At 39.2% G+C, this 25,367-nt stretch carries 25 protein-coding genes and 1 other RNA gene; 19 read left to right on the forward strand and 7 right to left on the reverse strand.

Going from position 1 to position 25,367, the window contains the following annotated elements; all coding sequences use genetic code 11:
• Positions 1-531 precede the first annotated feature (531 nt).
• Complete coding sequence (gene tolC, locus A6E06_RS04950) at positions 532-1,857, reverse strand: outer membrane channel protein TolC (protein WP_065591391.1); 1,326 nt, start codon at positions 1,855-1,857, stop codon at positions 532-534.
• A gap of 230 nt (positions 1,858-2,087) precedes the next feature.
• On the opposite strand from tolC, the gene nudF reads away from it, so the two are divergent.
• The 6 genes from nudF to parC all read left to right on the forward strand — a co-directional run bounded on the left by nudF (position 2,088) and on the right by parC (position 8,885).
• On the forward strand, positions 2,088-2,723 hold the full coding sequence (gene nudF, locus A6E06_RS04955; protein WP_065591390.1) for an ADP-ribose diphosphatase: 636 nt from the start codon (positions 2,088-2,090) through the stop codon (positions 2,721-2,723).
• Positions 2,724-2,727: 4 nt separating this feature from the next.
• Positions 2,728-3,147 (forward strand): DUF1249 family protein, encoded by a 420-nt coding sequence (locus tag A6E06_RS04960; protein ID WP_065591389.1) that lies wholly within the window; start codon positions 2,728-2,730, stop codon positions 3,145-3,147.
• Positions 3,148-3,173: 26 nt separating this feature from the next.
• Positions 3,174-3,998: a 3',5'-cyclic-AMP phosphodiesterase gene (cpdA, locus tag A6E06_RS04965; protein ID WP_065591388.1), complete on the forward strand. Its 825-nt coding sequence runs from the start codon at positions 3,174-3,176 to the stop codon at positions 3,996-3,998.
• Position 3,999: 1 nt separating this feature from the next.
• Complete coding sequence (gene yqiA, locus A6E06_RS04970) at positions 4,000-4,584, forward strand: esterase YqiA (RefSeq protein WP_065591387.1); 585 nt, start codon at positions 4,000-4,002, stop codon at positions 4,582-4,584.
• 143 nt (positions 4,585-4,727) lie between these two features.
• Positions 4,728-6,608 carry a DNA topoisomerase IV subunit B gene (gene parE, locus A6E06_RS04975; protein WP_065591386.1) on the forward strand — a complete coding sequence of 627 codons (1,881 nt, stop codon included), beginning with the start codon at positions 4,728-4,730 and terminating at the stop codon, positions 6,606-6,608.
• A 3-nt stretch (positions 6,609-6,611) separates the two neighbouring features.
• Positions 6,612-8,885: a DNA topoisomerase IV subunit A gene (parC, locus tag A6E06_RS04980; RefSeq protein WP_065591385.1), complete on the forward strand. Its 2,274-nt coding sequence runs from the start codon at positions 6,612-6,614 to the stop codon at positions 8,883-8,885.
• Positions 8,886-8,963: 78 nt separating this feature from the next.
• On the opposite strand, the gene degS is transcribed toward parC, so the two are convergent.
• Both degS and zapG read right to left on the reverse strand, forming a co-directional pair.
• The gene (degS, locus tag A6E06_RS04985; RefSeq protein WP_065591384.1) at positions 8,964-10,031 is read right to left on the reverse strand and encodes an outer membrane-stress sensor serine endopeptidase DegS; all 1,068 of its coding nucleotides are present in this window, start codon (positions 10,029-10,031) and stop codon (positions 8,964-8,966) included.
• 204 nt (positions 10,032-10,235) lie between these two features.
• Positions 10,236-10,691 (reverse strand): Z-ring associated protein ZapG, encoded by a 456-nt coding sequence (gene zapG / locus A6E06_RS04990; RefSeq protein ID WP_065591383.1) that lies wholly within the window; start codon positions 10,689-10,691, stop codon positions 10,236-10,238.
• Between the two features lie 126 nt (positions 10,692-10,817).
• On the opposite strand from zapG, the gene zapE reads away from it, so the two are divergent.
• The 8 genes from zapE (at position 10,818) to sspB (ending at position 17,284) form a co-directional block, all read left to right on the forward strand.
• Positions 10,818-11,924: a cell division protein ZapE gene (zapE, locus tag A6E06_RS04995; RefSeq protein ID WP_065591382.1), complete on the forward strand. Its 1,107-nt coding sequence runs from the start codon at positions 10,818-10,820 to the stop codon at positions 11,922-11,924.
• 278 nt (positions 11,925-12,202) lie between these two features.
• Positions 12,203-12,631: a 50S ribosomal protein L13 gene (rplM, locus tag A6E06_RS05000; protein ID WP_012551119.1), complete on the forward strand. Its 429-nt coding sequence runs from the start codon at positions 12,203-12,205 to the stop codon at positions 12,629-12,631.
• Between the two features lie 15 nt (positions 12,632-12,646).
• Entirely contained in the window at positions 12,647-13,039 is a 393-nt protein-coding gene (gene rpsI, locus A6E06_RS05005) for a 30S ribosomal protein S9 (RefSeq protein WP_012551118.1), read from the forward strand.
• 396 nt (positions 13,040-13,435) lie between these two features.
• Positions 13,436-14,029 (forward strand): ubiquinol-cytochrome c reductase iron-sulfur subunit, encoded by a 594-nt coding sequence (gene petA, locus A6E06_RS05010; RefSeq protein ID WP_023604180.1) that lies wholly within the window; start codon positions 13,436-13,438, stop codon positions 14,027-14,029.
• Positions 14,029-15,297 (forward strand): cytochrome bc complex cytochrome b subunit, encoded by a 1,269-nt coding sequence (locus A6E06_RS05015; protein WP_012551116.1) that lies wholly within the window; start codon positions 14,029-14,031, stop codon positions 15,295-15,297. Before petA ends, A6E06_RS05015 begins: the two co-directional genes overlap by 1 nt.
• Positions 15,294-16,031 carry a cytochrome c1 gene (locus A6E06_RS05020; protein WP_065591381.1) on the forward strand — a complete coding sequence of 246 codons (738 nt, stop codon included), beginning with the start codon at positions 15,294-15,296 and terminating at the stop codon, positions 16,029-16,031. The genes A6E06_RS05015 and A6E06_RS05020 overlap by 4 nt, the downstream gene beginning before the upstream one ends.
• A gap of 156 nt (positions 16,032-16,187) precedes the next feature.
• Positions 16,188-16,823, forward strand: a complete 636-nt coding sequence (gene sspA, locus A6E06_RS05025; protein WP_065591380.1) for a stringent starvation protein SspA — start codon at positions 16,188-16,190, stop codon at positions 16,821-16,823.
• Positions 16,823-17,284, forward strand: coding sequence for a ClpXP protease specificity-enhancing factor (gene sspB, locus A6E06_RS05030; protein WP_065591379.1), 462 nt, complete (start codon positions 16,823-16,825; stop codon positions 17,282-17,284). Before sspA ends, sspB begins: the two co-directional genes overlap by 1 nt.
• Before the next feature lie 82 nt (positions 17,285-17,366).
• Here sspB and A6E06_RS05035 read toward each other — a convergent pair whose 3' ends face one another.
• From A6E06_RS05035 to A6E06_RS05050, 4 genes are read right to left on the reverse strand one after another with little or no spacing between them, the layout of a single operon-like run.
• Positions 17,367-17,954, reverse strand: a complete 588-nt coding sequence (locus A6E06_RS05035; RefSeq protein ID WP_065591378.1) for a BON domain-containing protein — start codon at positions 17,952-17,954, stop codon at positions 17,367-17,369.
• Positions 17,955-17,962: 8 nt separating this feature from the next.
• On the reverse strand, positions 17,963-18,553 hold the full coding sequence (locus tag A6E06_RS05040; RefSeq protein WP_065591377.1) for a phosphoheptose isomerase: 591 nt from the start codon (positions 18,551-18,553) through the stop codon (positions 17,963-17,965).
• Positions 18,554-18,556: 3 nt separating this feature from the next.
• Positions 18,557-18,928 (reverse strand): YraN family protein, encoded by a 372-nt coding sequence (locus tag A6E06_RS05045; RefSeq protein WP_065591376.1) that lies wholly within the window; start codon positions 18,926-18,928, stop codon positions 18,557-18,559.
• Complete coding sequence (locus tag A6E06_RS05050; RefSeq protein WP_065591375.1) at positions 18,909-20,720, reverse strand: penicillin-binding protein activator; 1,812 nt, start codon at positions 20,718-20,720, stop codon at positions 18,909-18,911. The genes A6E06_RS05045 and A6E06_RS05050 overlap by 20 nt, the downstream gene beginning before the upstream one ends.
• 135 nt (positions 20,721-20,855) lie before the next feature.
• On the opposite strand from A6E06_RS05050, the gene rsmI reads away from it, so the two are divergent.
• The 5 genes from rsmI (at position 20,856) to A6E06_RS05075 (ending at position 25,360) form a co-directional block, all read left to right on the forward strand.
• On the forward strand, positions 20,856-21,719 hold the full coding sequence (rsmI, locus tag A6E06_RS05055) for a 16S rRNA (cytidine(1402)-2'-O)-methyltransferase (RefSeq protein ID WP_065591374.1): 864 nt from the start codon (positions 20,856-20,858) through the stop codon (positions 21,717-21,719).
• Between the two features lie 55 nt (positions 21,720-21,774).
• Positions 21,775-22,183: RNase P RNA component class A (gene rnpB / locus A6E06_RS05060), an RNA gene on the forward strand.
• A gap of 167 nt (positions 22,184-22,350) precedes the next feature.
• Positions 22,351-23,301, forward strand: a complete 951-nt coding sequence (gene rsmH, locus A6E06_RS05065; RefSeq protein ID WP_012551107.1) for a 16S rRNA (cytosine(1402)-N(4))-methyltransferase RsmH — start codon at positions 22,351-22,353, stop codon at positions 23,299-23,301.
• Positions 23,298-23,624, forward strand: a complete 327-nt coding sequence (gene ftsL / locus A6E06_RS05070) for a cell division protein FtsL (RefSeq protein ID WP_065591373.1) — start codon at positions 23,298-23,300, stop codon at positions 23,622-23,624. The genes rsmH and ftsL overlap by 4 nt, the downstream gene beginning before the upstream one ends.
• Positions 23,621-25,360 carry a penicillin-binding transpeptidase domain-containing protein gene (locus A6E06_RS05075; RefSeq protein ID WP_065591372.1) on the forward strand — a complete coding sequence of 580 codons (1,740 nt, stop codon included), beginning with the start codon at positions 23,621-23,623 and terminating at the stop codon, positions 25,358-25,360. Before ftsL ends, A6E06_RS05075 begins: the two co-directional genes overlap by 4 nt.
• Positions 25,361-25,367: the final 7 nt, after the last annotated feature.

Raw genomic sequence — 25,367 nt, forward strand, 5'->3', positions numbered from 1 at the left:
TTAGGGCTTTTTTACGTCTGAAGAAAAGTAAATGAATTTGTAACCACATGTAGGTATGACGAAGTGTAGTTAATTAGTTTATGAACACTATAAAGATCTAACATTTCCAATTGATTTGATTATAGGAACTTTTAGTGATAACGATTCTACTAAAGTCATTTCAGTATCACTGACATGAGAGTAACAACTATTGTTGATAATAAAAATACTGCATTATCCTTTGCTTAAAACTTAAGATACTTCCTCGAGTCTTTCTATAGCTATGTGAATGTGAACTAATTCTTACTAGGTGGAGCTGATCTTAATCCATTAAATGATTAGTATCATATACTTATGATTTAAAGTTTCTGATGTCAATATAGATTGATTATTTTAGGTATTTTTTCGAATTTAGATCTAATTGACGTTTGATTTTTTGAATTGTTTATATTGGAATTATATAAGCTGATAGAAAAGATATGATAGCTCTTACAAAAACGCTCGATAATAATATCGAGCGTTTCAGTAAAGTCTAATTAGATGAGTTCAATATTATTGAGCTTGAGTTGTTTTTCCTGCTTTTAAACCCGTATTGATATCCATGATATCTTGCTCGCTTAGCGTACCAACCGCTTGTTTAAGTTGTAGTACACTGATGATGTAATCGTAACGAGCATTTGCTAGGTTACGGTTTGCATCATATAAACGACGCGTTGAATCTAATACATCAACAATAGTACGAGTACCAACATCAAAACCAGCTTCTGTTGCTTCTAATGCAGATTGTGCTGAAATAACAGTTTGCTCATAGGCTTTTAAGGCGCCAATAGAGGCATTGATATTGTTATTGAAAGCTCGAACATCTTTGGTTACTTCACGATAAGTTTCTTCTAATGCTTGGCTTGCTGCAACGTATTGGAATTCTGCTTGGCTTGTTAATGAACTTGTATTACCACCTGTATAGAGTGGGATGTTTAAGTTAATACCTGCATTAATATCTCCGTAGCTGTCATCATTGAAACCATTTTTAGTACCACTTTGATCGGTGTAGTTATAACCTGCATCAAAGGTAAGTGATGGCATATGACCAGAACTTGCTAGAGATATATTGTCTTTTGCGATATCTGCACTAATACGAGAAGCTAATAGGCTCAAGTTTTTCTGTTGAGCTTCGTCAATTAAAGTATCTGATGATTGCTCAGATGGGCTTGCTGAAAAGCGCTCAGTATCTAACACACTTAATTGAGTATGACCTTGTCCGGTGATGACTCGTAAATCTTCATAGCTGTTAACTAGTTGGTTTTCAGTGAGTACTTCGTTTGCTAATACGCTATCGTATTCTGCTTGTGCATCGTGTACATCGGTAATTGCTGATAAACCAACATCAAAACGTTGTTTAGTCTGTTCAAGTTGACGGCCTACTGCCGCTTTTTCTGAACGAACAAATTCTAAATTATCATTAGCGCGCAGTACATCAAAGTAAGCTTGAGCAACACGTAAAATAACACCTTGTTGTTCTGCTGCATAAGTAGAATCAGCCTGACGAGCCGTTTTTTCTGCAATATCTAAACTTACCCAGCTTGATTGTTGGTAAAGTTCTTGAGATAAATTAATACCCGCAGTTAGACGGTCATTTTCACGTAGATCTTCATCGCTACGTAAAATATTGTAACCAGCAGTTAAATCAATTTGAGGTAATAACGAACTTTGAGATGAGTTTACCGCTTCAAAAGCTGCATCTTTAGTTGCAGCTGCTCTTAATAGTTGAGGATCATTTTCTTTAGCTTGGTTGTATATTTGCGCAAGGTCATCGGCAGCAGCTAAAGAGCTGAAACTACCTAATGCCATTCCAATAAAGAGTGGAAGCAGTTTTCTCATGGTGGTTTGTCCTGCAAAAATTGTTTTATATAATATAGTACATAGAGTGTACCTTATCTCTACATATTATAGCTGTAAAGATTACGTTTTTTTACGTTGTATCAATTTTTTTGTTGCAATCTTCTGGAAAGGTTCTAAAAAAAATGTAAGCATTATCTTTAATTCTTAGTTAATCATTTTTCGTCATATCTATGAATGATAAAAAAGAGTACAAATATTAAGGAAAATAAATGGGTTCATCATCAAATAGACAATTAAAGAATCAATTTACGCGTGATGATGTTGATATTTTGTCAAAACAATCGCTTTATAATGGTTTTTTCAATATGACTAAAATCACGTTTCGCCATAAATTGTTTAATGGTGGTTGGAGCGAGTATATTGACCGCGAACTTTTTGAACGAGGTCATGCTGTTGCTCTTTTACCTTATGATCCAATTACAGACAAAGTGATTTTGATTGAACAAGTTCGTGTCGGGGCGTTAGAATCAGATAATCCTTGGCAATATGAAATTGTTGCAGGAATGATAGATAAGGATCAAACATCTGAACAAGTTGCAATTAGAGAGGCTGATGAAGAGGCCGGAATTAAAGTATCTAATTTAGAAAAAATATCGAATTTTTATCCTTCATCTGGAGGGTGTACTGAGCAGTTAGATGTATTTATCGGTTGCACTGATGCATCTAAAGCGACTGGTATTCATGGTTTAGATGATGAGAATGAAGATATTCGAGTTCATGTGTTTACTAGAGAAGAAGCATATGCTTTGGTGACTAGTGGTATAATTGAGAATGCAGCCTCAATTATTGCTCTTCAGTGGTTGGAGTTGAATATTTCGCGTTTACGATCACAGTGGAATATGTAATAAAATGCGTAAATACCATGTTGATTTATCCAATTTAATGCGGATTTATGAAACTAATTATGCGAAATTAGTTTCTCTTTTGCCTAGAAATGAAATAATTGGAACTCTGGTTGGCTATAAGGTTTGTCAGCAACAATATCAAATAAAAATAATTGAAGTGACTGTGTATACTACATTAGTTGACATTTATCAGATTGATGAGAAACCGATATACCCGCTTCCTAAGTTGACGGTAAGGCTATATCACGATGCCAGGGTAGCGGAAGTATGTGGAAGTCAACAGCTTACATATATTAAAGCAAAGTATGATTACCCAAATGGAAAGATGCTTCAAAAAGATGAGAAGCACCAATTAAACCAGTTTTTAAGTGACTGGCTGACGTTTTGTTTAAAAAATGGAATAAGCCAAGAACCCATTTTTTAGAAAAGAATTTAAAGGTTGTAGCTATTTTGCTCTCTGAAACACTACTCAATAATAAAAGCGACCTAATACGGTTGTTACAGATAACTGATACTCACTTATTTGCGCCCGAAGATGGGGCGTTACTTGGCATACCTACGCTATATAGCTTTCAAAGCGTAGTTGAACAGGTACAGTTGTTGACTCCTGATTTTGATGCAATTTTAGCCACTGGTGATATTTCTCAAGATCATACTGTTCAATCTTATCAACATTTTGTAAATGGCATCAAGCCATTAAAGAAGCCATGTTATTGGTTGCCTGGGAATCATGACTATAAACCTAGTATGGGAGGAGTATTACCATCTCCTCAAATTAAATCCTCTGAACATGTGCTTATTGGTCTTAATTGGCAATTAATTATCTTAGATAGCCAAGTAGTTGGTGTTCCTCATGGCTTTTTATCTATTGAGCAATTAGACCTATTAGATAATGCTCTTTCCCTGAATCCAGATCGGCACTCCTTGATTTTACTGCATCATCATCCTCTACCTGCTGGTAGCGCATGGCTTGATCAGCATAAATTAAAAGATAATGAGCACCTGTGGAGTATTATAGCTAAACATACTAATGTTCGAGGCGTTGTATGTGGTCATATTCATCAGGAATTGGATCTAATGATTAATGGGGTTCGCTTACTTGCTACACCATCAACCTGCGTGCAATTCCTTCCTGATTCTGATGATTTTGCATTAGATTCTCAATCACCAGGCTGGAGAATTTTAAACTTGCTGCCAAATGGTGATATTGATACAGAAGTGCACCGCCTAGCACATAGTGATTTTTCAGCGGATGCTGATGCAGGAGGATATTAAGATGAAAAAGCCAAGTTTATTATTGTACATTCATGGTTTTAACAGTTCCCCATTGTCACATAAAGCTCAGGTCATGAGTCGTTATTGTAAAAATGAGCGTCCTGATATTCGCGTTATAACCCCACGCTTGCCTTCTTATCCTAAAGAAGCCGCTGAATTTTTAGTGAATCTAATTGAAGAATATAGATCTGATTATACGATTGGTTTAGTAGGAAGTTCACTTGGTGGGTATTTATCAACATGGTTACATGATCAATATGGTTATAAAGCCGTCCTAGTTAATCCGGCGATTAAACCTGACGAGTTGTTAGCAGATTATTTAGGTAAACAAGTTAACCCTTACACAAATGAAACGTATTTTCTTGAAGCGAAGCATATGGCTGAGTTACAAGCATTAGCAATAGCGACCCTTACTTCACCAGAAGATCTGTGGTTATTGCAGCAAGAAGGTGATGAAGTTTTAGATTATCGTCAGGCTGTTGAGAAATACGCACAAAGCAAACAAATATTAGAAAAAGGCGGCGATCATAGTTTTGTAGATTTTGAACGCTATCCAGAACAAATAATTCAATTTCTAAATTTATAGTTACTGTTTATCTACAGTGAACACACACTAACTATACAATCTTTAATACAAAGCCACATATTTAAAGAGGAATAGAGTCGATTACTTGACTTTCCTTCCTCCCTTTCAGACTATGTAACAAATTTTAAGAAGCCTTCCGAGATATGACTGAACAATATAATGCAGGAGCCATTGAGGTTCTAAATGGCCTTGAGCCCGTTCGTCGCCGTCCTGGTATGTATACCGACACCTCTCGCCCTAACCATTTAGGGCAAGAAGTTATAGATAACAGTGTCGATGAAGCTTTAGCCGGACATGCGAAAAAAGTTGAAGTAATCTTACACGCTGATCAATCACTTGAAGTTATTGATGACGGGCGTGGTATGCCTGTAGATATTCACCCTATAGAGAAAATCTCAGGGGTGGAGCTTATTTTATGTAAGCTTCATGCTGGTGGTAAATTTTCAGGGAAAAATTACGAATTCTCAGGTGGTTTGCATGGCGTTGGTATTTCAGTAGTAAATGCCTTATCAAAACGTGTAGAAGTCACTGTGCGTCGTGATGGCGAAATCTATGAAATTGCATTTGAGCATGGCGAAAAAGTATCTGACTTAACTGTCGTTGGCACTTGTGGTCGACGTAATCGTGGTACCAGTGTGCATTTTTGGCCGGATACCAGTTACTTTGATTCCCCTAAATTTTCGGTTTCTCGCCTTGTTAATAATTTAAAAGCCAAAGCAGTATTATGCCCGGGTTTAGAAATTGTTTTTAAAGATAAAGTAAACGATAAAGAATACCAATGGTGTTATGAAGATGGTTTAAAAGATTATCTTTTAGAAGGTGTTGCGGGTTATACCCTATTACCTGAAATTCCATTCACTGGTACATTTTTAGGTAAAGGCGAGGCTGCTGATTGGGCGGTTACGTGGTTACCTGAAGGTGGAGAATTAGTTTCTGAAAGTTACGTTAATCTTATTCCTACTGCGCAAGGCGGTACACACGTAAATGGGATGCGCCAAGGACTTCTTGATGCAATGCGTGAGTTTTGTGAATTCCGTAACTTGCTTCCACGCGGAGTCAAATTAACCGCAGATGATATTTGGGATCGTTGTGCTTACGTCTTGTCGGTTAAGATGCAAGATCCACAGTTTGCGGGTCAAACCAAAGAACGTTTATCATCGCGCCAATGTGCTGCGTTTATATCTGGTGTGGTTAAAGATGCCTTTAGTTTATGGTTGAACGAAAAACCACAAATTGCAGAGTTGATAGCAGAGGCGTGTATTGCTAACGCCCATCGTCGTATGCGTGCTGCGAAAAAAGTCGTCCGTAAGAAAATTGCATCAGGTCCTACATTGCCAGGTAAATTGACAGACTGTTCAATTCAAGATTTAGCTCGTACCGAACTTTTCTTAGTGGAAGGGGACTCGGCGGGTGGTTCTGCAAAACAAGCGCGTGATCGTGAATTCCAAGCGGTAATGCCATTACGAGGTAAAATCCTAAATACATGGGAAGTATCAGCTGACCAAGTATTAGCCTCTCAAGAAGTTCATAATATTTCTGTCGCGTTAGGTATTGACCCTGATTCCGACGATTTATCTGGTTTACGTTACGGCAAAGTTTGTATCTTAGCCGATGCCGATTCAGATGGTCTTCATATCGCAACATTGTTATGTGCTTTATATCTAAAACACTTCACGTCTTTAGTTCGTGCTGGTCACGTCTATGTGGCAATGCCGCCACTGTATCGTATCGACTGTGGTAAAGAAGTTTTCTACGCCCTTGATGAGGCAGAGAAAGAAGGTGTGTTAGATCGTTTAAGTAATAAACGTGCAAAAATTAATGTTCAACGATTTAAAGGATTGGGTGAGATGAACCCACTTCAACTTCGTGAAACAACCATGGATCCAAACACCCGTCGTCTTGTTCAACTGACCATTGATGATGATGAAAAAACTAATGAAATGATGGATATGCTTTTAGGTAAAAAACGTGCTGACGATCGTCGAGCTTGGTTACAATCTAATGGCGATCTGGCAGAGGTATAACAAATGAGTGCAGAAATGTCCTTAGAAGGTGTTGAACAGCTGCCGCTGCGCAAGTTTACAGAAGACGCTTATCTAAATTACTCCATGTACGTAATCATGGATCGCGCGTTACCTTATATTGGTGATGGTTTAAAACCGGTTCAACGTCGTATTATTTTTGCGATGTCTGAATTAGGTTTGTCTGCGAATGCAAAATACAAAAAATCGGCACGTACGGTTGGTGATGTACTCGGTAAGTATCACCCACATGGTGATTCTGCGTGTTACGAAGCAATGGTATTAATGGCTCAACCTTTCTCTTATCGTTATCCATTGGTTGATGGTCAAGGCAACTGGGGGGCTCCAGATGACCCTAAGTCGTTCGCCGCAATGCGTTATACAGAATCAAAACTGTCTAAGTTTGCCGACGTATTACTTGGTGAGATAAGCCAAGGTACGGTTGATTGGCAGCCCAACTTTGATGGGACGATGAAAGAGCCAAAAATCCTACCAGCACGTCTGCCTCATATATTACTGAACGGTATTATGGGAATCGCGGTTGGTATGGCGACAGATATCCCACCTCATAATGTACGTGAAGTTGCGAATGCGACCGTGCATTTATTGGATAATCCCAAAGCGGATTTAGATGAAGTGATGAACTTTATCCAAGGCCCAGATTACCCAACAGAAGCTGAAATCATTACATCGCATTCTGATATTAAGAAGATTTATAGTACGGGTCGAGGCAGCGTTAAAATGCGCGCAGTGTGGCATAAAGAAGGCAGTGATATTGTTATTACTGCATTGCCACATCAAGTGTCGGGCAGTAAGTTATTAGAACAAATTGCCAATCAAATGCGAGCGAAGAAGTTACCAATGGTAGACGATCTTCGTGATGAATCGGATCACGAAAACCCGACACGTATCGTGATTGTTCCTCGTTCAAATCGTATTGAAGCAGAACCATTAATGAATCATTTGTTTGCATCAACGGATCTTGAAAAGAGTTTCCGTGTAAACTTAAATATGATTGGTTTGGATTTACGTCCACAGGTGAAGGGCTTAGTTAGCATTCTTAATGAATGGATTGAATTCCGTCGCACCACGGTACGTAAGCGTCTGCAGCATCGTCTGGATAAAATATTAGCGCGTTTGCATATTTTAGATGGTTTACTTGCTGCGTATTTGAATATCGATGAAGTTATCGAAATTATTCGTACAGAAGACGATCCTAAACACGAGTTAATGACTCGCTTTGATTTAACCGCGATTCAAGCTGAAGCCATTTTAGAGATTAAACTTCGTCAGTTAGCAAAACTGGAAGAGATTAAGATCCGTGGTGAACAAGATGAATTAGCGAAAGAGCGTGATCAACTTGAGAAACTGTTGGGTTCTGAGCGTCGTTTAAGTACATTAATTAAGAAAGAAATCTTAGCCGATGCTGAAAAGTTTGGTGATGATCGTCGTTCTCCATTAATTGAACGTGAAGAAGCGAAAGCAATGACCGAACGAGATCTAATCCCAAGTGAAGCGATTACGGTTATTCTTTCTGATAAAGGTTGGATACGTCATGCAAAAGGCCATGAGGTTGATCCAAAAACGCTAAACTTTAAATCCGGTGATAAATACCTTACTCATGCTCATGGTAAAAGTAATGCACCAGCCGTATTTATCAGTAATAATGGACGAAGTTATGCGCTTGAATCTCATACATTACCGTCAGCAAGAAGCCAAGGTGAGCCAATTACAGGTCGTCTAAATATTACTGCTGGCAGCCAAATTACGCATGTGATTATGGGTGAAGAAGATCAAACGTGGTTAATCAGTTCTGATGCGGGTTATGGTTTTGTCTGTAAAGGTAGTGATTTATTATCGAAAAATAAAAACGGTAAAACATTACTGACTCTTCCTGAAAATGCTTTAGTGATGAACCCTGAAACCGTTGCAGACTTAGATAATGATGAAATCTTAGCGATTACCAATGAAGGGCGGATGTTATTATTTCCAATTAAAGATTTACCTCAATTAAGCAAAGGTAAAGGAAATAAAATTATTAATATTCCAGCTGCACGGTCTAAATCTCGTGATGAATTCTTATCTCACTTATTGCCTTTACCGCAAGGTGCAACAATTACCTTGTATGCTGGTAAGCGTAAGTTAGGTTTGAAACCAACTGATCTTGATAACTTTAGAGGTGAACGTGGTCGTCGTGGCAGCTTATTACCTAGAGGCTTACAACGAGTGACTCGAATTGATATCAATGGTGAAAGTACTTCGATAGAAGACAGTGAATAATAATTAATAAGTTTAATAGCTGAATATAAAAATAGCGCATGATAAATGCGCTATTTTTTTGATTAAAATTAAAATGAGTTAATTTGAGGGTGACTCTTCAATAGTCACCTTGATAATTTGAGCGACACCTTTCCGAATAATATCAACATCTACTTCGGTTCCAGGGCGAAGTTCAGTGACGATATCAGTGACGTTTTGTCGATTAAGAACACTTTTCCCATCAATACTGGTAATAATATCTTGTGTTTCAATACCACTTTTTTCAGCTGGGCTATTTGGCGAGACACCTAAAACTAAAATACCGTTAATGTTATCTGCATTCATTAGGCGAGCCATTGCCGGATTAATATCACGGCCATCAATACCAATATAACCACGAATAACTTGGCCATCAGCAATGAGACGGCGCATTATTTTATCGGCAAGAGCGTAAGGTATTGCAAAAGAAATACCATAGGTTTCGAGTTCTGTAGTTTGTTGGAATGAAGCTGTATTGATTCCGACTAATTCTCCTCGAGTATTGACGAGCGCTCCACCTGAATTACCGCGATTAATTGCGGCATCTGTTTGAATGAGCCCTTGCGTGCCATCTGAACTTAGCGCAGCACGACCGGTTGCAGAAATAATACCAAATGTAGTGGTTTGTCCTAAATTATAAGGATTGCCAATCGCCAATACTACGTCACCAATATCGGCTTGGTAATTAGGGTTTAAGGGGATGACAGGAAGATTAGTATCTTTAATTTGAAGAACAGCGAGATCGGTTCGCTTATCTTTACCAACCAACTGTGAATTAAACAAACGACCATCTTGAAGGGCTACAATTACTTGGTCAGCATCTGCAACGACATGATAATTAGTAATAATATAACCTTTATCACTAACAATAACCCCAGAGCCTAATCCTTCAGTATCTAAACGTAAACGATCTTTATCGTTGTATTTTCGACTATAAATATTAACGACAGCCGGTGCTGCGCGGCGAACTGCGTAATTAAATGAAATTTGATTACTAATTTGTTGTGCATTTTGTTCTGTGGGATTTTGTTCTGTGGTAATTGATGAGCGAAGATTAGGAAATGCAAATAGTAGTACTGTAGCGGTTACGGTACCAATAATAGCTGAGCGCAATAAGAATGAAAGCATTGCCTTCCTAACCTTTAAAAATCCAAAAATAGTGAGTTAGGATAACATTGAACGTCTATAAAAAGTAGGGATTGAATTTGGGATTGAATCGGTAAATTTAATGGATTAAAAATGAATAAAGGTTTCAGTATCAAAACATACTATTGTAAGTAACGAGTATATATGATTGAGAAACCTTCATGAAAGATCGTAATAATAGAGATGCTATACGATTTTATCTTCTTTTTTTACGCTACTCTCGACAACGGACTCATCTTTAAATAGACCAGTTGCACCATTTGCATAATCTTTTGGTTGTTTATTTACTTCTTCTTTTATATGAGCGACTTTTTTGTTCAGCTCAGGCGAAAGTGTCATTTCATCTAAACGAGCTGAAAATGGGTTATCTTGTTCTGGTAAGTTAGGCATGAGTTCTTTTGAGGTCGCAGCCATATGGTCATACATTTTATTAAAATCTTTAGCTAATGCTTCTAACATTGTTGCACTTGTAGCGAAGTGGTCTACAAGTTCTTGTCGGTATTGTTCTAATTCATATTTTGATTTTTCTAAATCTTGTTTTAATGATTTTTGTTCTTTGATACCAGGTACCGTAACTCGAGAAATTATAAAACCAATAATAATACCAACGGCTAAGCCAATTAAGGCATAGGTCCAAGCCATGAAGTGCTCCTTATCATTTATTTAGAGTGATGAGTCGACGTAACTGTGAGTTAGCCCACTCATCGAGTGTATTGAGATCATGCTACTATGAAGCCAGTCAATCAACAAAAGAAAAGATTAAAACTGATGACACCATTAGAAAAATATAATCTCGATTTACAACAGGACAACTTTCATCATGATAATGCTCAACAACAGGCGGTTGAACATTTAGATGAGTTATATCGACGCTTAACTGAACCAAAAGTTCCTTTAACTGATGTTAAAAAAACATGGAGGCATATTTTTAGAAAAAAAGAACCTCAACAAGTGGTTCCAGAGAAAGGATTGTATTTTTGGGGAGGAGTGGGGAGAGGGAAAACGTATTTAGTCGATACTTTTTACGATGCCTTGCCTACTGAACGTAAAATGCGAGTGCACTTCCATCGGTTTATGCAGCGAGTTCATGATGAGCTTGGTGAGCTTCAACAACAAGCGGATCCATTGTTGATTGTGGCTGATAAATTTAAACAAGAAACCGATATTATCTGCTTTGATGAATTCTTTGTTTCTGATATTACCGATGCCATGATATTAGCGACATTATTAGAGGCGTTATTTGAACGAGGCATTGCCCTTGTTGCGACATCAAATATTGTCCCTCAGGAGTTATACCGAAATGGATTGCAAAGGGCGCGTTTTATTCCTGCTATTACGTTGATCGAACAACACTGCCAGATAGTTAACGTGGACAGTGGTATTGATTATCGTTTAAGGACGTTAGAGCAAGCTGAAATCTATCATTTCCCTCTCGATAGTTTAGCTCAACAAAATATGTTGGATTATTTCCATCAGTTAACGTCAGAAACGGAACATGAAGAGAAAGAGATAGAAATTAATCATCGGATATTGTCTGTGAATGCAGAAGGAGATGGGGTTGTGCATTTTGAATTCACTTCTCTATGTGAAAGTGCGCGCAGTCAACATGATTACATTGAATTGTCTCGTTTGTATCATACGGTTCTTCTTTCTAACGTTAAGGTCATGGGAGAGCTCAATGATGATGCAGCTCGTCGTTTTATTGCCATGGTTGATGAGTTTTATGAACGAAACGTGAAATTAATCATTTCAGCGGAAGTCCAATTAGCTGATTTGTATCAAAATGGACGATTAACCTTTGAATTTAAACGTTGTCAGTCAAGGTTGATTGAAATGCAAAGTCATGAGTATCTAGCAAAAGAACATTTATCTTAGTCGAAATGGGATGATTTTCTTTTGTTAACGTATTTATTTAGTGTGATAAGGCTCAAATTTCATTTTTTTTAATGTTTTTTACTGATATGTGAAAAATCTTCAAAAAAAAGGTGATTTTTTCTTCACGCTTCACTATAATCCTCCGACCCACCGTTACTGTACTGGCTTAATAGCCAAGAGTGCCAACCACTCGAAGGGGTGATGACTGGGCTCGAAAATATACAGTGGGAGCGAAAGCTCCTAATCAGTGAATTTATTTAATAACGGGTATCATTAGCATGAAAACTTTCGTTGCTAAACCAGCCGCTGTAAAGCGTGACTGGTATGTTGTAGACGCTGAAGGGAAAACTCTTGGTCGTATCGCAACTGAAATCGCATCTCGCCTACGTGGCAAGCATAAAGCAGAATACACTCCTCACGTAGATACTGGTGATTACATCATCGTTATCAACGCAGAGAAAGTTCGCGTAACTGGTAACAAAGCAGCTGGCAAGATCTACTACCGCCACTCAGAGTTCCCAGGCGGTCTAAAATCTATTTCTTTCGAGAAACTGATTGATCGTAAACCTGAAATGGTTATTGAATTAGCTGTTAAAGGTATGCTTCCACGTGGTCCTCTTGGTCGTGCTATGTACCGTAAACTTAAAGTTTACGCTGGCGTTGAACATAACCACAGTGCTCAACAACCACAAGTACTAGACATTTAACCGAGGATCATGGCAATGGCAGAGAATCAATACTACGGCACTGGTCGCCGTAAAAGTTCAGCAGCTCGTGTTTTTATCAAACCGGGTACTGGCAACATCGTAATCAACAAGCGTAGCCTTGAAGTTTACTTTGGTCGTCCAACAGCACGTATGGTTGTTAACCAACCTCTAGAGCTAGTTGAAATGACTGATAAACTAGACCTATTCATCACTGTTTCTGGTGGTGGTATTTCTGGTCAAGCTGGTGCGATCCGTCACGGTATCACACGTGCGCTTATGCAATTCGATGAAACATTACGTCCTGCACTACGTGCTGCTGGCTATGTTACGCGTGACGCTCGTTGCGTTGAACGTAAGAAAGTTGGTCTACGTAAAGCACGTAAGAAACCACAATTCTCTAAGCGTTAATATTACGCTTACCAAGTGGCTTTGTTTCAAAGCTACTTTGGTTATTGTGGAAAAAGCTCAGCATTTATGCTGGGCTTTTTTTGTTTTTGTGAGGTGTAAACATCTTTAGTCCTTGAATCCTTTCCTCTTTTCTTATCATTTCTCCTATCTCGACGTAAAAAGTAAATCTAGTTCACAAATGTTGCAAAAAAGTAGCTTTACCTTGTCAAAAAGTAAGGATTTCTTTATCATTTATGGGTTAAAACAACGGTGTAATAATAATGAACAAGTTATTAGCTTTTATTTAAAGCTTTGGACATCAATATTCTGTTGTATCACACCTTAAAAAGTTAGCCGTAGCTCGACAATGTATGGACATAATAAAAACTATATAAAGAGCACATGGGAGAAAGTTGGATGAGCAATGCGCCAGTGAGTAATGGTCGACGTCGTTTCTTGACTGCAACAACAGCTGTTGTTGGTGGTTTAGGAGCTGCAGCGGTGGCCGTACCTTTTATTAAATCTTGGAACCCGAGTGCGCGAGCGAAAGCCGCTGGTGCGCCGGTAGAAGTCGACATTAGTAAACTTGAAAACGGACAAATGGTTCGTGTTGAGTGGCGAGGTAAGCCTGTATGGGTAGTTCGTCGTTCAGAAGCACTTCTGCAATCATTAACTGAAATTGACGGACAACTTAGAGATCCTTCTTCAGGCGAAGAGCAGCAACCTCAATATGCACAGAATGCATATCGCTCAATTAAACCTGAGATATTTTTAGCCGTTGGTATTTGTACTCATCTTGGTTGTTCACCTACCTATTTACCTGACAGTTTTAGTGAGCAAGTTAAAGGAGTTAACTCTGGTTTCTTCTGCCCATGCCATGGTTCTAAATTTGATATGGCAGGTCGAGTATTTCAAGGCGTACCTGCACCATTGAATCTCGTGGTGCCAAAACACATGTACCTTAGTGATACTCGTATCCTAATTGGGGTTGATGACGGAGGGGAAGCCTAATGCAACCATTACTTGATTGGGTAGAAAAACGTCTACCTGCAATGAATGCCTATAAAAAGCATTTATCTGAATATCCAATGCCGAAAAACTTTAACTTTTGGTACTTTTTTGGCTCATTAGCAATGCTTGTACTCGTTAATCAGTTAATTACGGGTATTTGGTTAACAATGAATTATGTTCCTTCTGGAGAGGGGGCATTTGCTTCTGTTGAATACATCATGCGTGATGTCGATTACGGTTGGCTATTACGTTATATGCACTCCACTGGGGCGTCAGCTTTCTTTGTTGTGGTTTATCTTCATATGTACCGCGGTTTAATTTACGGCTCTTATCAGAAGCCACGTGAACTGTTGTGGTTATTTGGTATGTTGATTTTCTTAGTGTTAATGGCTGAAGCTTTCATGGGGTATTTATTACCATGGGGACAAATGTCTTACTGGGGAGCTCAAGTTATTATCTCTCTGTTTGGTGCTATCCCTGTTATTGGTGATGATTTAACACTGTGGATCCGTGGTGATTATGTTATCTCGGGTGCGACGCTCAACCGTTTCTTTGCCTTACACGTTATCGCTTTGCCGATTGTCTTATTGCTTTTAGTTGTTCTACATGTTCTTGCTTTGCATGAAGTAGGGTCAAACAACCCAGATGGGATTGAACTTAAAAAACCAAAAGCGAAAGATGACAAGGGTGAGCATAAAACTCAATTTAAATTCCATGAGTATTATACGAAGAAGTACAACATTATTGATTCAGTTCCTTTCCATCCTTATGGAACGGTAAAAGATATGATCGGTGTTGCTGGCTTCTTATTCTTCTTTTGTTATGTATTATTCTTTAATCCTGAAATGGGTGGTTACTTCTTAGAAGGACCAAACTTTGAAGCAGCAAATCCACTGAAAACACCAGAGCATATTGCCCCTGTGTGGTACTTCACTCCATTTTATGCAATCTTGCGTGCTGTTCCTGATAAGTTAATCGGTGTTGCAGCTATGGGTGCTTCAATTGTTGTGCTGTTCCTTCTTCCTTGGTTGGATCGCTGTAAAGTAAGGTCGTACCGTTACCGTAGTAAGTTGCATTTACTTAATATTGCGCAATTTACAGTGAGCTTTATTGCTCTTGGTGTTTTGGGTTCATTACCTGCAACGTCACTGTATACATTGCTAGCTCAGATATTCAGCTTAACTTACTTTATGTTCTTTGTTCTTTTGTTTGTTTACAGTAAAAATGAAAAAACAAAACCATTACCAGAAAGGGTGACATTCAAATGAAAAAGTTGATTTTAGTACTTTTTGCTTTGTTGCCATCAATGGCAATGGCTGCTGGAGCGAGCGTCCCATTAGATAAAGCAAATAATGATATCCGTGACCAAGCATCACTTCAAAATGGTGCCAAGTTATTTATGAACTATTGCGCAGGTTGTCATTCAACTCAATACCAACGTTATGGAAGAGTAGCGGAAGATCTTGGGATCCCTGTTGACTTAATGATGGATAATCTTGTTTTTGATCCAAATGCCAAAATTGGTGATTTGATGGAAAATGCGATTCCAGAAAAACAGGCTGCTAATTGGTTTGGTGCTCCGCCACCGGACCTAACGCTTGTGGCTCGCGTTCGTGGTACTGATTGGTTATATACCTATTTACGCACGTTCTATGCTGACCCAACACGTCCATTTGGTGTGAATAACATGGTATTCCCAAGTGTAGGTATGCCGCACGTTCTTCAAGAAATGCAAGGCGTAACAACCCCTATTTATGAAACCACTGTTGTTGATGGTGTTGAACATAAAACGGTTATTGGTGTGGAATCTGATGGTACTGGTGAGTTAACGGTCGGAGAGTTTGATGACTCTGTGCGCGATTTAGTTAATTTCTTGGAGTATTCAGGTGATCCAGTTCAGCTTGAGCGTCATCGTTTAGGTTGGTGGGTGATGGGGTTCCTAGTGATATTCGCTTTTGTTTGTTATTTACTTAAGAAAGAATATTGGCGCGATGTCCATTAATCGTGATATTCTAGGTCGTTAATTGTATGCAATGGAGGCTCTGCCTCCATTGTTTTTGTGTCACTATTTATTTTTATACGAATGTTATAAAAAAATTAGCTGACTGGCACCAGAAAATGGTGCTTTTTGCTCCTTAGATAAATACCGGAGGGCTCAATGGCTGTTGCTGCCAACAAACGCTCAGTAATGACGCTTTTTTCAGACGCTTCTGACATGTACAGTCACCAAGTACGCATTGTATTGGCTGAGAAAGGAGTAAGTGTTGAAGTTGAATTGGTTGAACCATCCAACTTGCCTGCAGAACTTGTAGAGTTAAACCCTTACAAAACTGTACCTACACTAGTTGATCGTGAGCTTGCTTTATACAACTCAAATATCATCATGGAATATTTAGATGAGCGTTTTCCTCATCCGCCATTGATGCCTGTTTACCCTGTCGCTCGAGGTAACAGCCGTTTAATGATGCACCGTGTTGAAACTAACTGGTATTCATTAGCAAAGATTGTTGAAGGTGGTTCTTTTGAAGAAGCTGAAGCCGCTCGTGCAAAACTGCGTAATGACTTATTAATGTTAGGTCCAATTTTTGCTGAATACACTTACTTTATGAGTGATGAGTTTAGCCTAGTTGACTGTTATTTAGCTCCGTTATTATGGCGTTTGCCATCAATGGGTATTGAATTATCAGGTCCTGGTGCAAAAGAACTTAAAATTTATATGAGCCGTGTATTTGAACGTGATTCATTCCTAGCTTCGTTAACAGAAGCTGAGCGTGAAATGCGTCTAACTAACTAATGGATATGAGTTCAATGATGCCGCGTCGCCCATACTTGTTACGAGCTTTCTATGAATGGATAGTGGATAATGAGTTAACACCTCATCTTGTTGTTGATGCAACAATGAATGGTGTTCGAGTTCCAGAAGAGTTTGTTCAAGATGGTCAAATCGTTTTAAACGTAGCACCACACTCTGTTGGTAATTTAGAAATGGGTAATGAAGCGGTAACATTTAACGCTCGCTTCGGTGGTCGTCCACACTCATTAATTCTCCCTCTTTATGCAATTCAAGCTATCTATGCCCGTGAAAATGGTGCAGGAACTATGTTTGAGCCAGAAGATGCTTATGAATTAACGTCTAATGAAGGTGTTTTTGAAGAAGAGATGTTAAGTCCAACTTCAGAACTCAGCACTTCGGTAGAAGATAAAATTGAGTCCCCACGCCCTACTGGTCGTCCAAGTTTACGAGTAGTTAAATAGTTTAAGCTATTAAATTAATTGTATTAAAAAGCCTGCATTATGCAGGCTTTTTTATTCGTTCTATATTTATTGATTTAAAATATTATTTTTCTACGCTGCCGCCTTGCCCATATTCAAAGGCTTTTATTACACCTTTTACACCTGTAATATTACGAGCTACATCAGCAGCAATATCACCTTGCTCTTCTGTCACAAATCCGACTAAAAATACTTCTTGAGCCTCTGTAAATACACTTACTTTAATGCCATTTAATTCAGACTTTGCAAGTAAAGATGATTTTACTTTTGTTGTAATCCAACTGTCGTTATTTACTTGCGTAAACGTTAATAAAGGGCGAATTCGAATTTGGTTATAAACGGTATTAACACCACTCATGGCTTTAATTTGTGATTCAAATTTTTGATTTATTTCGGCATCTTTAGCTTGGCCCATTAAAAGTATTTTTCCATCATAGGTAACCGCATTTACTCGCATGTTATACTGATAAGGCGATTTATTGGCTAGTCCGGTTACTTCTAATGATAAATTTTTGTCAGAGAGTTGACCTTTCATTGAGCGGTTGTCTGTTACCACAGAGGCGGTTGTAGCGGCCCCTGCGATAAATAAACCGGCGCAACCTTGTAATAAAACAGCAGAAAGTAAAAGTGCGCTTAGTTTTACTAGTTTCATAGGGATAATTACTCAGTATGTTGTGGGAAAAGAACCTGATCAACAAGATCACAAATACAATGTAAAGTTAAAAGATGGACTTCTTGAATGCGGGCAACTCGATGAGATGGAATTCTAATCTCTACATCTGATTCACCGAGTAAACCAGCCATGACCCCTCCATCCATACCAGTAAGTGCAATAATTGTCATATCACGGCTTACCGCTGCTTCCATCGCCTTTAGGATGTCTTGGCTATTACCACTAGTAGAAAGAACAAGTAAAATGTCCCCAGGTTGACCTAGAGCTCTGACTTGCTTAGAAAAGATTTCAGCGTAATTATAATCATTGGCAATTGCTGTTAACGTTGAAGTATCTGCGGTGAGCGCCATCGCAGGTAAGCTCGGACGCTCTGTTTCAAAGCGATTTAATAAACATGATGCGAATTGCTGTGCGTTAGATGCAGAACCACCATTACCGCAACATAAAATCTTATTGCCATTTAATAAGGTTGCAACCATCGCTTGAGAAGCATGCATTATATGATCAGGAAGCGCTTCAGCCGCCGCGATTTGAATTTGAATACTTTCAGTAAAGCTTTCTTTGATGTGTTCTAGCATTGTTTACCCTTCAACAATTGCATTTTTGATCCAGTTGATGTCCTGACCTTGTGAGTGGATAGCAACTACATCAAATCTAAAAGATGAGTGTTCAACCGAGAGGCCATTTTTCATTAGCCAGAAGAGAGCGGTTCGTTGTAACTTACGTTGTTTTTGCCATGTTACCATTTCTTGAGCAGAACCGTAATTTGAAGATGCTCGATATTTTACTTCAACAAAAACGAAAGAATCTCGATCTCGCATAATAAGATCAAGTTCTCCGGTTTTTGAATGGAAATTACGTTCGATGAATGTGAGTTGATGCTTTTCTAAGTAACGTTGTGCCATCAACTCATAGTATTCACCTGTCGCGCGTTTATTCAGTTTTTTCTCCATGAGTCGCCCAACTAATTTGTCGTTGAATAACGCACTCTTTATTAATGCTAAGCTCGCCTGTTTTACCATTCATTTGGTAATCTTCGACCACTTTCATTTGTGGTAATTCGGTGATTAATTGATAAGCATCCATACCTAGTGCGTGAAGTCGAGTCTCGCCATTACTACTGTTTGGCCAAAGTTCATCATATTGTTTTTTAAAATTATGGTCTTCACTTATTAGTAATGGGATATCGCTAAATTCAATGCCGTGAATTTCGACTAACTTCGTTTGGCGCCCACTATTACTGCGAGAGCTAGCATAAAGTTTAGGTGGCGTAATACCTGGGTTAATAGCAACATCAATAAATGGCTTTAATAAAACGAGCTCACTACTTTTAGCAACCATGTATACAGCATCAATATCACGGCGGCTACGAGGTTGCGATTCTAATTCAATATTTGTTAAAGCATTCATCTGGTAGATTCGAGCTTGGCTACTTTCTAGTCCGAAAACACTATTAACTTTTTGTTGTAATTGTGATTTATTACCAAAATAACTAATTGCCGGTTTTTTCGCTGTTAATTGGTACCATTTGTCACTAAATGCTTGGCTAAGGCGTTCTCCCATCGTTCCTTGCGGAGCTAGAAATAATGGGTGTTTATGCCCTTGTTCAAATAAGTGAATTGCTGCCTGTTCAGCTTCTTGCTCTGGGGACAAGGTAAAGTAGCAGCTGTTTTTCTCTACATCAATTTCACTTGGAATATTAAGGGCGAGTTGAGCAATGTTTTTTTCATTTAGCGATTGAAATTCTTCTATCTTGCTGCGAACTAGAGGACCGACAACAAATTGAATTTTTTCTTGCTCTAAAGTCGTCATAATCTCTGCCATCGGTGTGATTTCAGTATCAATGATTTTTAGAGTGGTAAACTCCCCACGTTCTTTATCTTCCATCATCATATTAATGAAGCCGTCACGAACACGAATACCTTGAGGACCAAAGCGTCCAGATAAAGGAAGAAGTAATGCAACATTTTCAGGACGGGTAATCTCAAGAGCAAGAATATCTAACACTTCTTGTGGAGTATAAGTTGCGGCCGGATGAGTTGGATTTGTTTGTAGCCATTCATTTAATGCTTCTTGAAGACGAGTTGGTGAGTGCTTTAACGTATCTAAATAAGTTGCTAATTGAACCCAACCATGAAGATTCGTTTCGCTCTCATCTAATTTTACATCTTGAAGGTTAGCACTATTTAGTGATGAGATGTTTGTCCACACTTGATCCCAAAGTTGTTGTTTTCTATCTTCTGGTGTATATGAATCAAGATTGATTAGTTCTCTTGCAGCATTAAGATTGTCACCATTAAATAGATACAATTCATGACGCAACTTGTAATAACTAATCCATTGTTTATTTTCTATTTTCCACCATTCTTGGAAGTTTAGAACCTGAAGGGCTTCTTCATATTTATTTTGTTTTTTCAGCATGGAAGCATGATTTAATTGCACTTCTGCAGTCTGGCTTGGGGATAATTGTAGGCCAGACAAGCGTGTTAGCAATCTACTTGATAACTCAAAATTCTGCTCTTGTACTGACGCTTTTAATGCCATTATTAAAAAATCAGTTTGTAGAGTACCTTGCTGTTGATCTGCTTTTAAAATATACGCGCTGCTGGTTTCTGCTGGTGATTGCGTTATATCGAGGCGTTCGGGAGTTTTTGGGGAACTCGAACACGCAGCTAAAGTTAGCGCTAAGGCTACAGGAGCAATAAGGCGTGTTACACTGTTCTTTCTAAGGGTCATATTTGCCATGGGTAATATACTGGTCCTACTTAAAAGGGCTGTTGTTACTATGGATGCTAATCACCCGAACAGCTAAAATATTATTTTGATTATAGTGATGTCTACTCATATTCCTATATTAATCGCAGAAGAGATAGTAAACAAATGACAGAACACAATTTATCTGTGGTAGAGACTGCAACTTTATACATTGTTCCTACGCCAATAGGTAATTTAGGCGATATAACGCAGCGCGCTTTAGAGGTTCTAAAGTCTGTGGATTTAATCGCAGCTGAAGATACTCGACATACAGGCAAATTATTGTCTCATTTTGGCATATCTAGTCAAACATTTGCATTGCATGATCATAACGAACAGCATAAAGCAGACCTGTTGATCAGTAAATTACAACAAGGTAAATCTATTGCTCTTGTCTCAGATGCGGGAACGCCATTAATTAGTGATCCAGGTTACCATCTAGTGAATCGTTGTCGTCAAGCAAATGTCAATGTTGTTCCATTACCAGGTGCTTGTGCTGTTATTACTGCATTGTCAGCAGCAGGCTTACCTTCTGACCGATTTAGTTTTGAAGGCTTTTTGCCTCCGAAAAGTAAAGGTCGTAGAGATAAATTCGAAGAGATAGCTCAAGCAGAACGTACGTGTATTTTTTATGAGTCACCACATCGAATTATGGATTCACTAGACGATATGCTAACGGTACTTGGTGCTGATCGACACGTGGTTCTCGCTCGTGAATTAACAAAAAGATATGAAACCATTCATGGCGCGCCATTAGGTGAATTGATTGAATGGGTTAAAGAGGATGAAAACCGTAAGCGTGGAGAGATGGTTTTATTGATTCATGGATTTAGAAGTGAAGCAAAAGACGAACTTCCGTTTGAAGCCACTCGCTCGGTTTCTATTCTTGTAAAAGAGCTTCCGCTTAAAAAAGCAGCAGCAATGGCAGCTGAAATACATGGCGTGAAGAAAAATGCCCTATATAAATGGGGTTTAGAGCATTTAGATTAAGAGAATTGAGAAAAAGAGTGGTAAGTTTTTACTGACTCTTATATCATTCGCTTCAGGAGCTGACTCGGTAATCGCTGCTTCATTCAAGTCCTTCGGGAAACTGGTGGAGGGGAGGAAAGTCCGGGCTCCATAGAGCAGGGTGCCAGGTAACGCCTGGGAGGCGCAAGCCTACGACAAGTGCAGCAGAGAGAAAACCGCCGATGGCTTAATCTTCTTTTATTCTTCGGGATAGGGAAGTAAGCACAGGTAAGGGTGAAAGGGTGCGGTAAGAGCGCACCGGGCGTCTAGCAATAGTACGTTGCAAGGTAAACTCCACCCGGAGCAAGATCAAATAGGCCCTCGCATAGCATTGCTCGTGTTTGGGGGCGGGTAGATTGCTTGAGCCTGTGAGCGATTGCAGGCCTAGACGAATGGTTACCACCGCGCAAGCGGGACAGAACCCGGCTTATATGTCGGCTCCTAACTTAGCCCACCATAAAACTATTTCGGTAGTCTTATGGTGGGCTTTGTGCTTTCTGCTACATTGGTTTAGAATTATCACTAATTTGACACACATCACTGCATTTTTAGTTTACACTTTCAACTAAAATTCAGTTGCTTATTCTCATTATTACGGTAGTAAATACTCACTATGTCTGAACAATTTCAACACGTATCCGTTCTTCTTCATGAATCTATTGATGGTTTAGCGATTAAACCTGATGGTATCTATATTGATGGCACTTTTGGCCGCGGTGGTCATAGTCGTCAAATCTTATCTCGATTAGGTGAAAACGGACGTTTGTACAGTATTGACCGTGATCCTCAAGCAATCGCTGAAGCGAAAACCATTACGGATCCGCGATTCAACATTATTCATGGACCATTCTCTGGTCTAAAAGGGTATGTTGAAGAGTTAGGTTTAGTGGGGCAAATTGATGGTGTTTTACTTGATTTAGGTGTGTCATCACCACAACTCGATGATGCAGACCGTGGTTTTAGCTTCATGAAAGATGGTCCATTAGATATGCGTATGGATCCAACCTCTGGAATGCCTGTGTCTCAATGGTTATTGACTGCCGATGTTGAAGATATTACTTGGGTTATCCGTGAGTTTGGCGAAGATAAGCACGCATGGCGCATTGCTAAAGGTATTGTTGCTTACCGTGATAACGAAGAGAATGAGCCGTTAACTCGTACAGGTCAACTCGCTAAATTAATTTCTGATGTTGCGCCTAAGAATTTTAAAGAGAAAAAGCACCCTGCGACTCGTACTTTCCAAGCATTCCGTATTTATATTAATAGTGAATTGGATGAGATTGATACCGCTTTAAATGGCGCTCTTGATGTGTTTGCTGAAGGTGGACGCTTGTCTGTGATCAGCTTTCATTCATTAGAAGATCGCATGGTTAAACATTTTATTCGTAAAGAAAGCAGAGGCCCACAAGTTCCTCATGGTATTCCTTTGACTGAAAACCAAATTAAAGCATTAGGCAGTGCAAAAATGAAGCCTATTGGTAAAGCCATTAAACCTACCGTTAATGAAGTTGATGTTAATGTTCGTTCACGCAGTTCAGTTCTACGTATCGCTGAGCGCTTATGAGTCAAAATACCTCAACACCATCTAATTTAACAAAGATGATTGGTCTAGATCTGTTTGGAGTAGGCCGTTTTCATACGATTTTATTAATATTTATCTTTTTCAGTGCTATTTGTGTTGTATTGGCGACGCACAATACTCGTCAAATGGCCGTTAAGCGAGAGAATTTATTACTTGAAAAAGATATTTTAGATGGTGAGTGGCGTAATTTGATTTTAGAAGAAAGTGCATTAGCGGAGCATAGCCGGGTCCAATCTCGTTCTGTTGATGAATTGAACATGAAACGACCAGCACCCGATAAAGAAGTCATAATAAAACTACGATGAAATTACCAAGTAGAAAGTCAAATAATAAACGTATAAGCAAAGCGCCACCGACTTTAATTCAGTGGCGCTTTGGCGTTATTGTTTTTTTTGTTTTTCTTGCCTTGGCTATTTTGATTGCTCGTGCGGCTTATATCCAAGTAATAGAACCAGATAACCTTATTAAACAAGGCGATATGCGTTCTATTCGAGTTAAGGCAATGCCTTCCGCTCGCGGTATTATTTCAGACCGAAATGATGAACAACTTGCGGTAAGTGTTCCTGTTGATGCGGTGTGGGCTGATCCTGTTGCGATCTATAAAGCGGGCGGTTTAGTTGAAGTTGATCGATGGCATGCTCTGGCTGATGTTCTCGGTTTAAAGCGTACAGAATTACTTTCCAAAATAGAAAAGAATAAAAAACGCCGCTTTATCTATCTTCAGCGTCAAATTTCCCCTGCGGTTGCTGCTTATATTCGAAAGTTAAAACTCGCCGGTATTGGTTTGAAAGCAGAGTCTCGTCGATATTATCCTTCGGGTGAGATCAGTGCTCACGTTATTGGTGTTACGGGGATTGATAGCCACGGCCTTGAAGGTGTGGAGCGAAGCTATGATGGCTGGTTAACCGGTGAACCAGGTCGACGTACAGTGCGAAAAGATCGTTATGGCCGAGTGGTTGAAAATATTTCGTTAAAAGAGAAGCAAGAAGGTAAGCCATTAACATTAAGTATTGATCAACGCTTACAAGCGATTGCCTATCGAGCAATCAAACAAGCAGTTGCTGACTATCGCGCTATGTCTGGGTCAGTGGTAATGATAGATATTAAAACGGGTGAAGTATTAGCAATGGTTAATGCCCCGTCTTATAACCCAAATGACAGAAGTCAGTTACAAAACTTTAGAATGCGAAATCGTGTTATTACCGATACGTTAGAGCCGGGTTCAACGGTTAAGCCATTTGTCGTATTAGCGGCGCTTGATAGTGGTACTGCAAACCTAAATACGATTGTAGATACCGGTAATGGCATTATGCGCATTGGTGGAAGTCGAGTTCGTGATAGTTCTAAAGTGGGTAAAGCGAATTTAACTACTATTTTAAAGAAATCGAGTAACATCGGTGTGGCGCACTTGGCGTTAAATATGCCCTTACAAGAACTATTGGCTGAATACAGTGCGGTTGGTTTGGCAGACCCTTCTGGATTAAATTTGATTGGTGAAGCGACGGGTATATTCCCTGATCGCCGCCGTTGGTCTGATTTTGAAATTGCCACTCTTGCATTTGGTTATGGCCTTTCTGTTACTCCCATTCAATTAGCTCATGCGTATGCAACACTGGGCGCTTATGGTGAATATCGTCCACTTTCTATTACGAAAACGACGGGACCAATTCCGGGTAAACAAGTGGTTAATCATGAACACGCTAAAGCGGTATTGGCGATGATGGAAACAGTAACCCAACCGGGTGGTACAGCTACTAAAGCGGCGGTTCCTGGATACCGAGTTGCAGCGAAAACCGGAACCTCTCGTAAAGCGGTTCGTGGTGGTTACAGTGATGAATATATGACGGTAACTGCGGGTGTTGCTCCGGTAAGTAATCCTCGTATTGCTTTGGTGACGATAGTGAACCAACCGCAAGGCGATGAATATTATGCGGGGCAAGTTGCTGCCCCTATTTTTGGGCAGGTGATGAAAGATGCACTGCAAATATTAAATGTAGCGCCGGACGAAAGTACCGTAAAGCATATCGATGTATTGAATTAGGAAAAGG

The organism is Aliivibrio sp. 1S175, assembly GCF_001690985.1.
GTDB lineage: Bacteria > Pseudomonadota > Gammaproteobacteria > Enterobacterales > Vibrionaceae > Aliivibrio.

Bases quoted from the DNA above. Each gene is read 5' to 3' on its own strand.
- tolC (WP_065591391.1), bottom strand. From the start codon at position 1,857: ATGAGAAAACTGCTTCCACTCTTTATTGGAATGGCATTAGGTAGTTTC.
- nudF (WP_065591390.1), top strand. From the start codon at position 2,088: ATGGGTTCATCATCAAATAGACAATTAAAGAATCAATTTACGCGTGAT.
- A6E06_RS04960 (WP_065591389.1), top strand. From the start codon at position 2,728: ATGCGTAAATACCATGTTGATTTATCCAATTTAATGCGGATTTATGAA.
- yqiA (WP_065591387.1), top strand. From the start codon at position 4,000: ATGAAAAAGCCAAGTTTATTATTGTACATTCATGGTTTTAACAGTTCC.
- parE (WP_065591386.1), top strand. From the start codon at position 4,728: ATGACTGAACAATATAATGCAGGAGCCATTGAGGTTCTAAATGGCCTT.
- parC (WP_065591385.1), top strand. From the start codon at position 6,612: ATGAGTGCAGAAATGTCCTTAGAAGGTGTTGAACAGCTGCCGCTGCGC.
- degS (WP_065591384.1), bottom strand. From the start codon at position 10,031: ATGCTTTCATTCTTATTGCGCTCAGCTATTATTGGTACCGTAACCGCT.
- zapG (WP_065591383.1), bottom strand. From the start codon at position 10,691: ATGGCTTGGACCTATGCCTTAATTGGCTTAGCCGTTGGTATTATTATT.
- zapE (WP_065591382.1), top strand. From the start codon at position 10,818: ATGACACCATTAGAAAAATATAATCTCGATTTACAACAGGACAACTTT.
- rplM (WP_012551119.1), top strand. From the start codon at position 12,203: ATGAAAACTTTCGTTGCTAAACCAGCCGCTGTAAAGCGTGACTGGTAT.
- rpsI (WP_012551118.1), top strand. From the start codon at position 12,647: ATGGCAGAGAATCAATACTACGGCACTGGTCGCCGTAAAAGTTCAGCA.
- petA (WP_023604180.1), top strand. From the start codon at position 13,436: ATGAGCAATGCGCCAGTGAGTAATGGTCGACGTCGTTTCTTGACTGCA.
- A6E06_RS05015 (WP_012551116.1), top strand. From the start codon at position 14,029: ATGCAACCATTACTTGATTGGGTAGAAAAACGTCTACCTGCAATGAAT.
- A6E06_RS05020 (WP_065591381.1), top strand. From the start codon at position 15,294: ATGAAAAAGTTGATTTTAGTACTTTTTGCTTTGTTGCCATCAATGGCA.
- sspA (WP_065591380.1), top strand. From the start codon at position 16,188: ATGGCTGTTGCTGCCAACAAACGCTCAGTAATGACGCTTTTTTCAGAC.
- sspB (WP_065591379.1), top strand. From the start codon at position 16,823: ATGGATATGAGTTCAATGATGCCGCGTCGCCCATACTTGTTACGAGCT.
- A6E06_RS05035 (WP_065591378.1), bottom strand. From the start codon at position 17,954: ATGAAACTAGTAAAACTAAGCGCACTTTTACTTTCTGCTGTTTTATTA.
- A6E06_RS05040 (WP_065591377.1), bottom strand. From the start codon at position 18,553: ATGCTAGAACACATCAAAGAAAGCTTTACTGAAAGTATTCAAATTCAA.
- A6E06_RS05045 (WP_065591376.1), bottom strand. From the start codon at position 18,928: ATGGAGAAAAAACTGAATAAACGCGCGACAGGTGAATACTATGAGTTG.
- A6E06_RS05050 (WP_065591375.1), bottom strand. From the start codon at position 20,720: ATGGCAAATATGACCCTTAGAAAGAACAGTGTAACACGCCTTATTGCT.
- rsmI (WP_065591374.1), top strand. From the start codon at position 20,856: ATGACAGAACACAATTTATCTGTGGTAGAGACTGCAACTTTATACATT.
- rsmH (WP_012551107.1), top strand. From the start codon at position 22,351: ATGTCTGAACAATTTCAACACGTATCCGTTCTTCTTCATGAATCTATT.
- ftsL (WP_065591373.1), top strand. From the start codon at position 23,298: ATGAGTCAAAATACCTCAACACCATCTAATTTAACAAAGATGATTGGT.
- A6E06_RS05075 (WP_065591372.1), top strand. From the start codon at position 23,621: ATGAAATTACCAAGTAGAAAGTCAAATAATAAACGTATAAGCAAAGCG.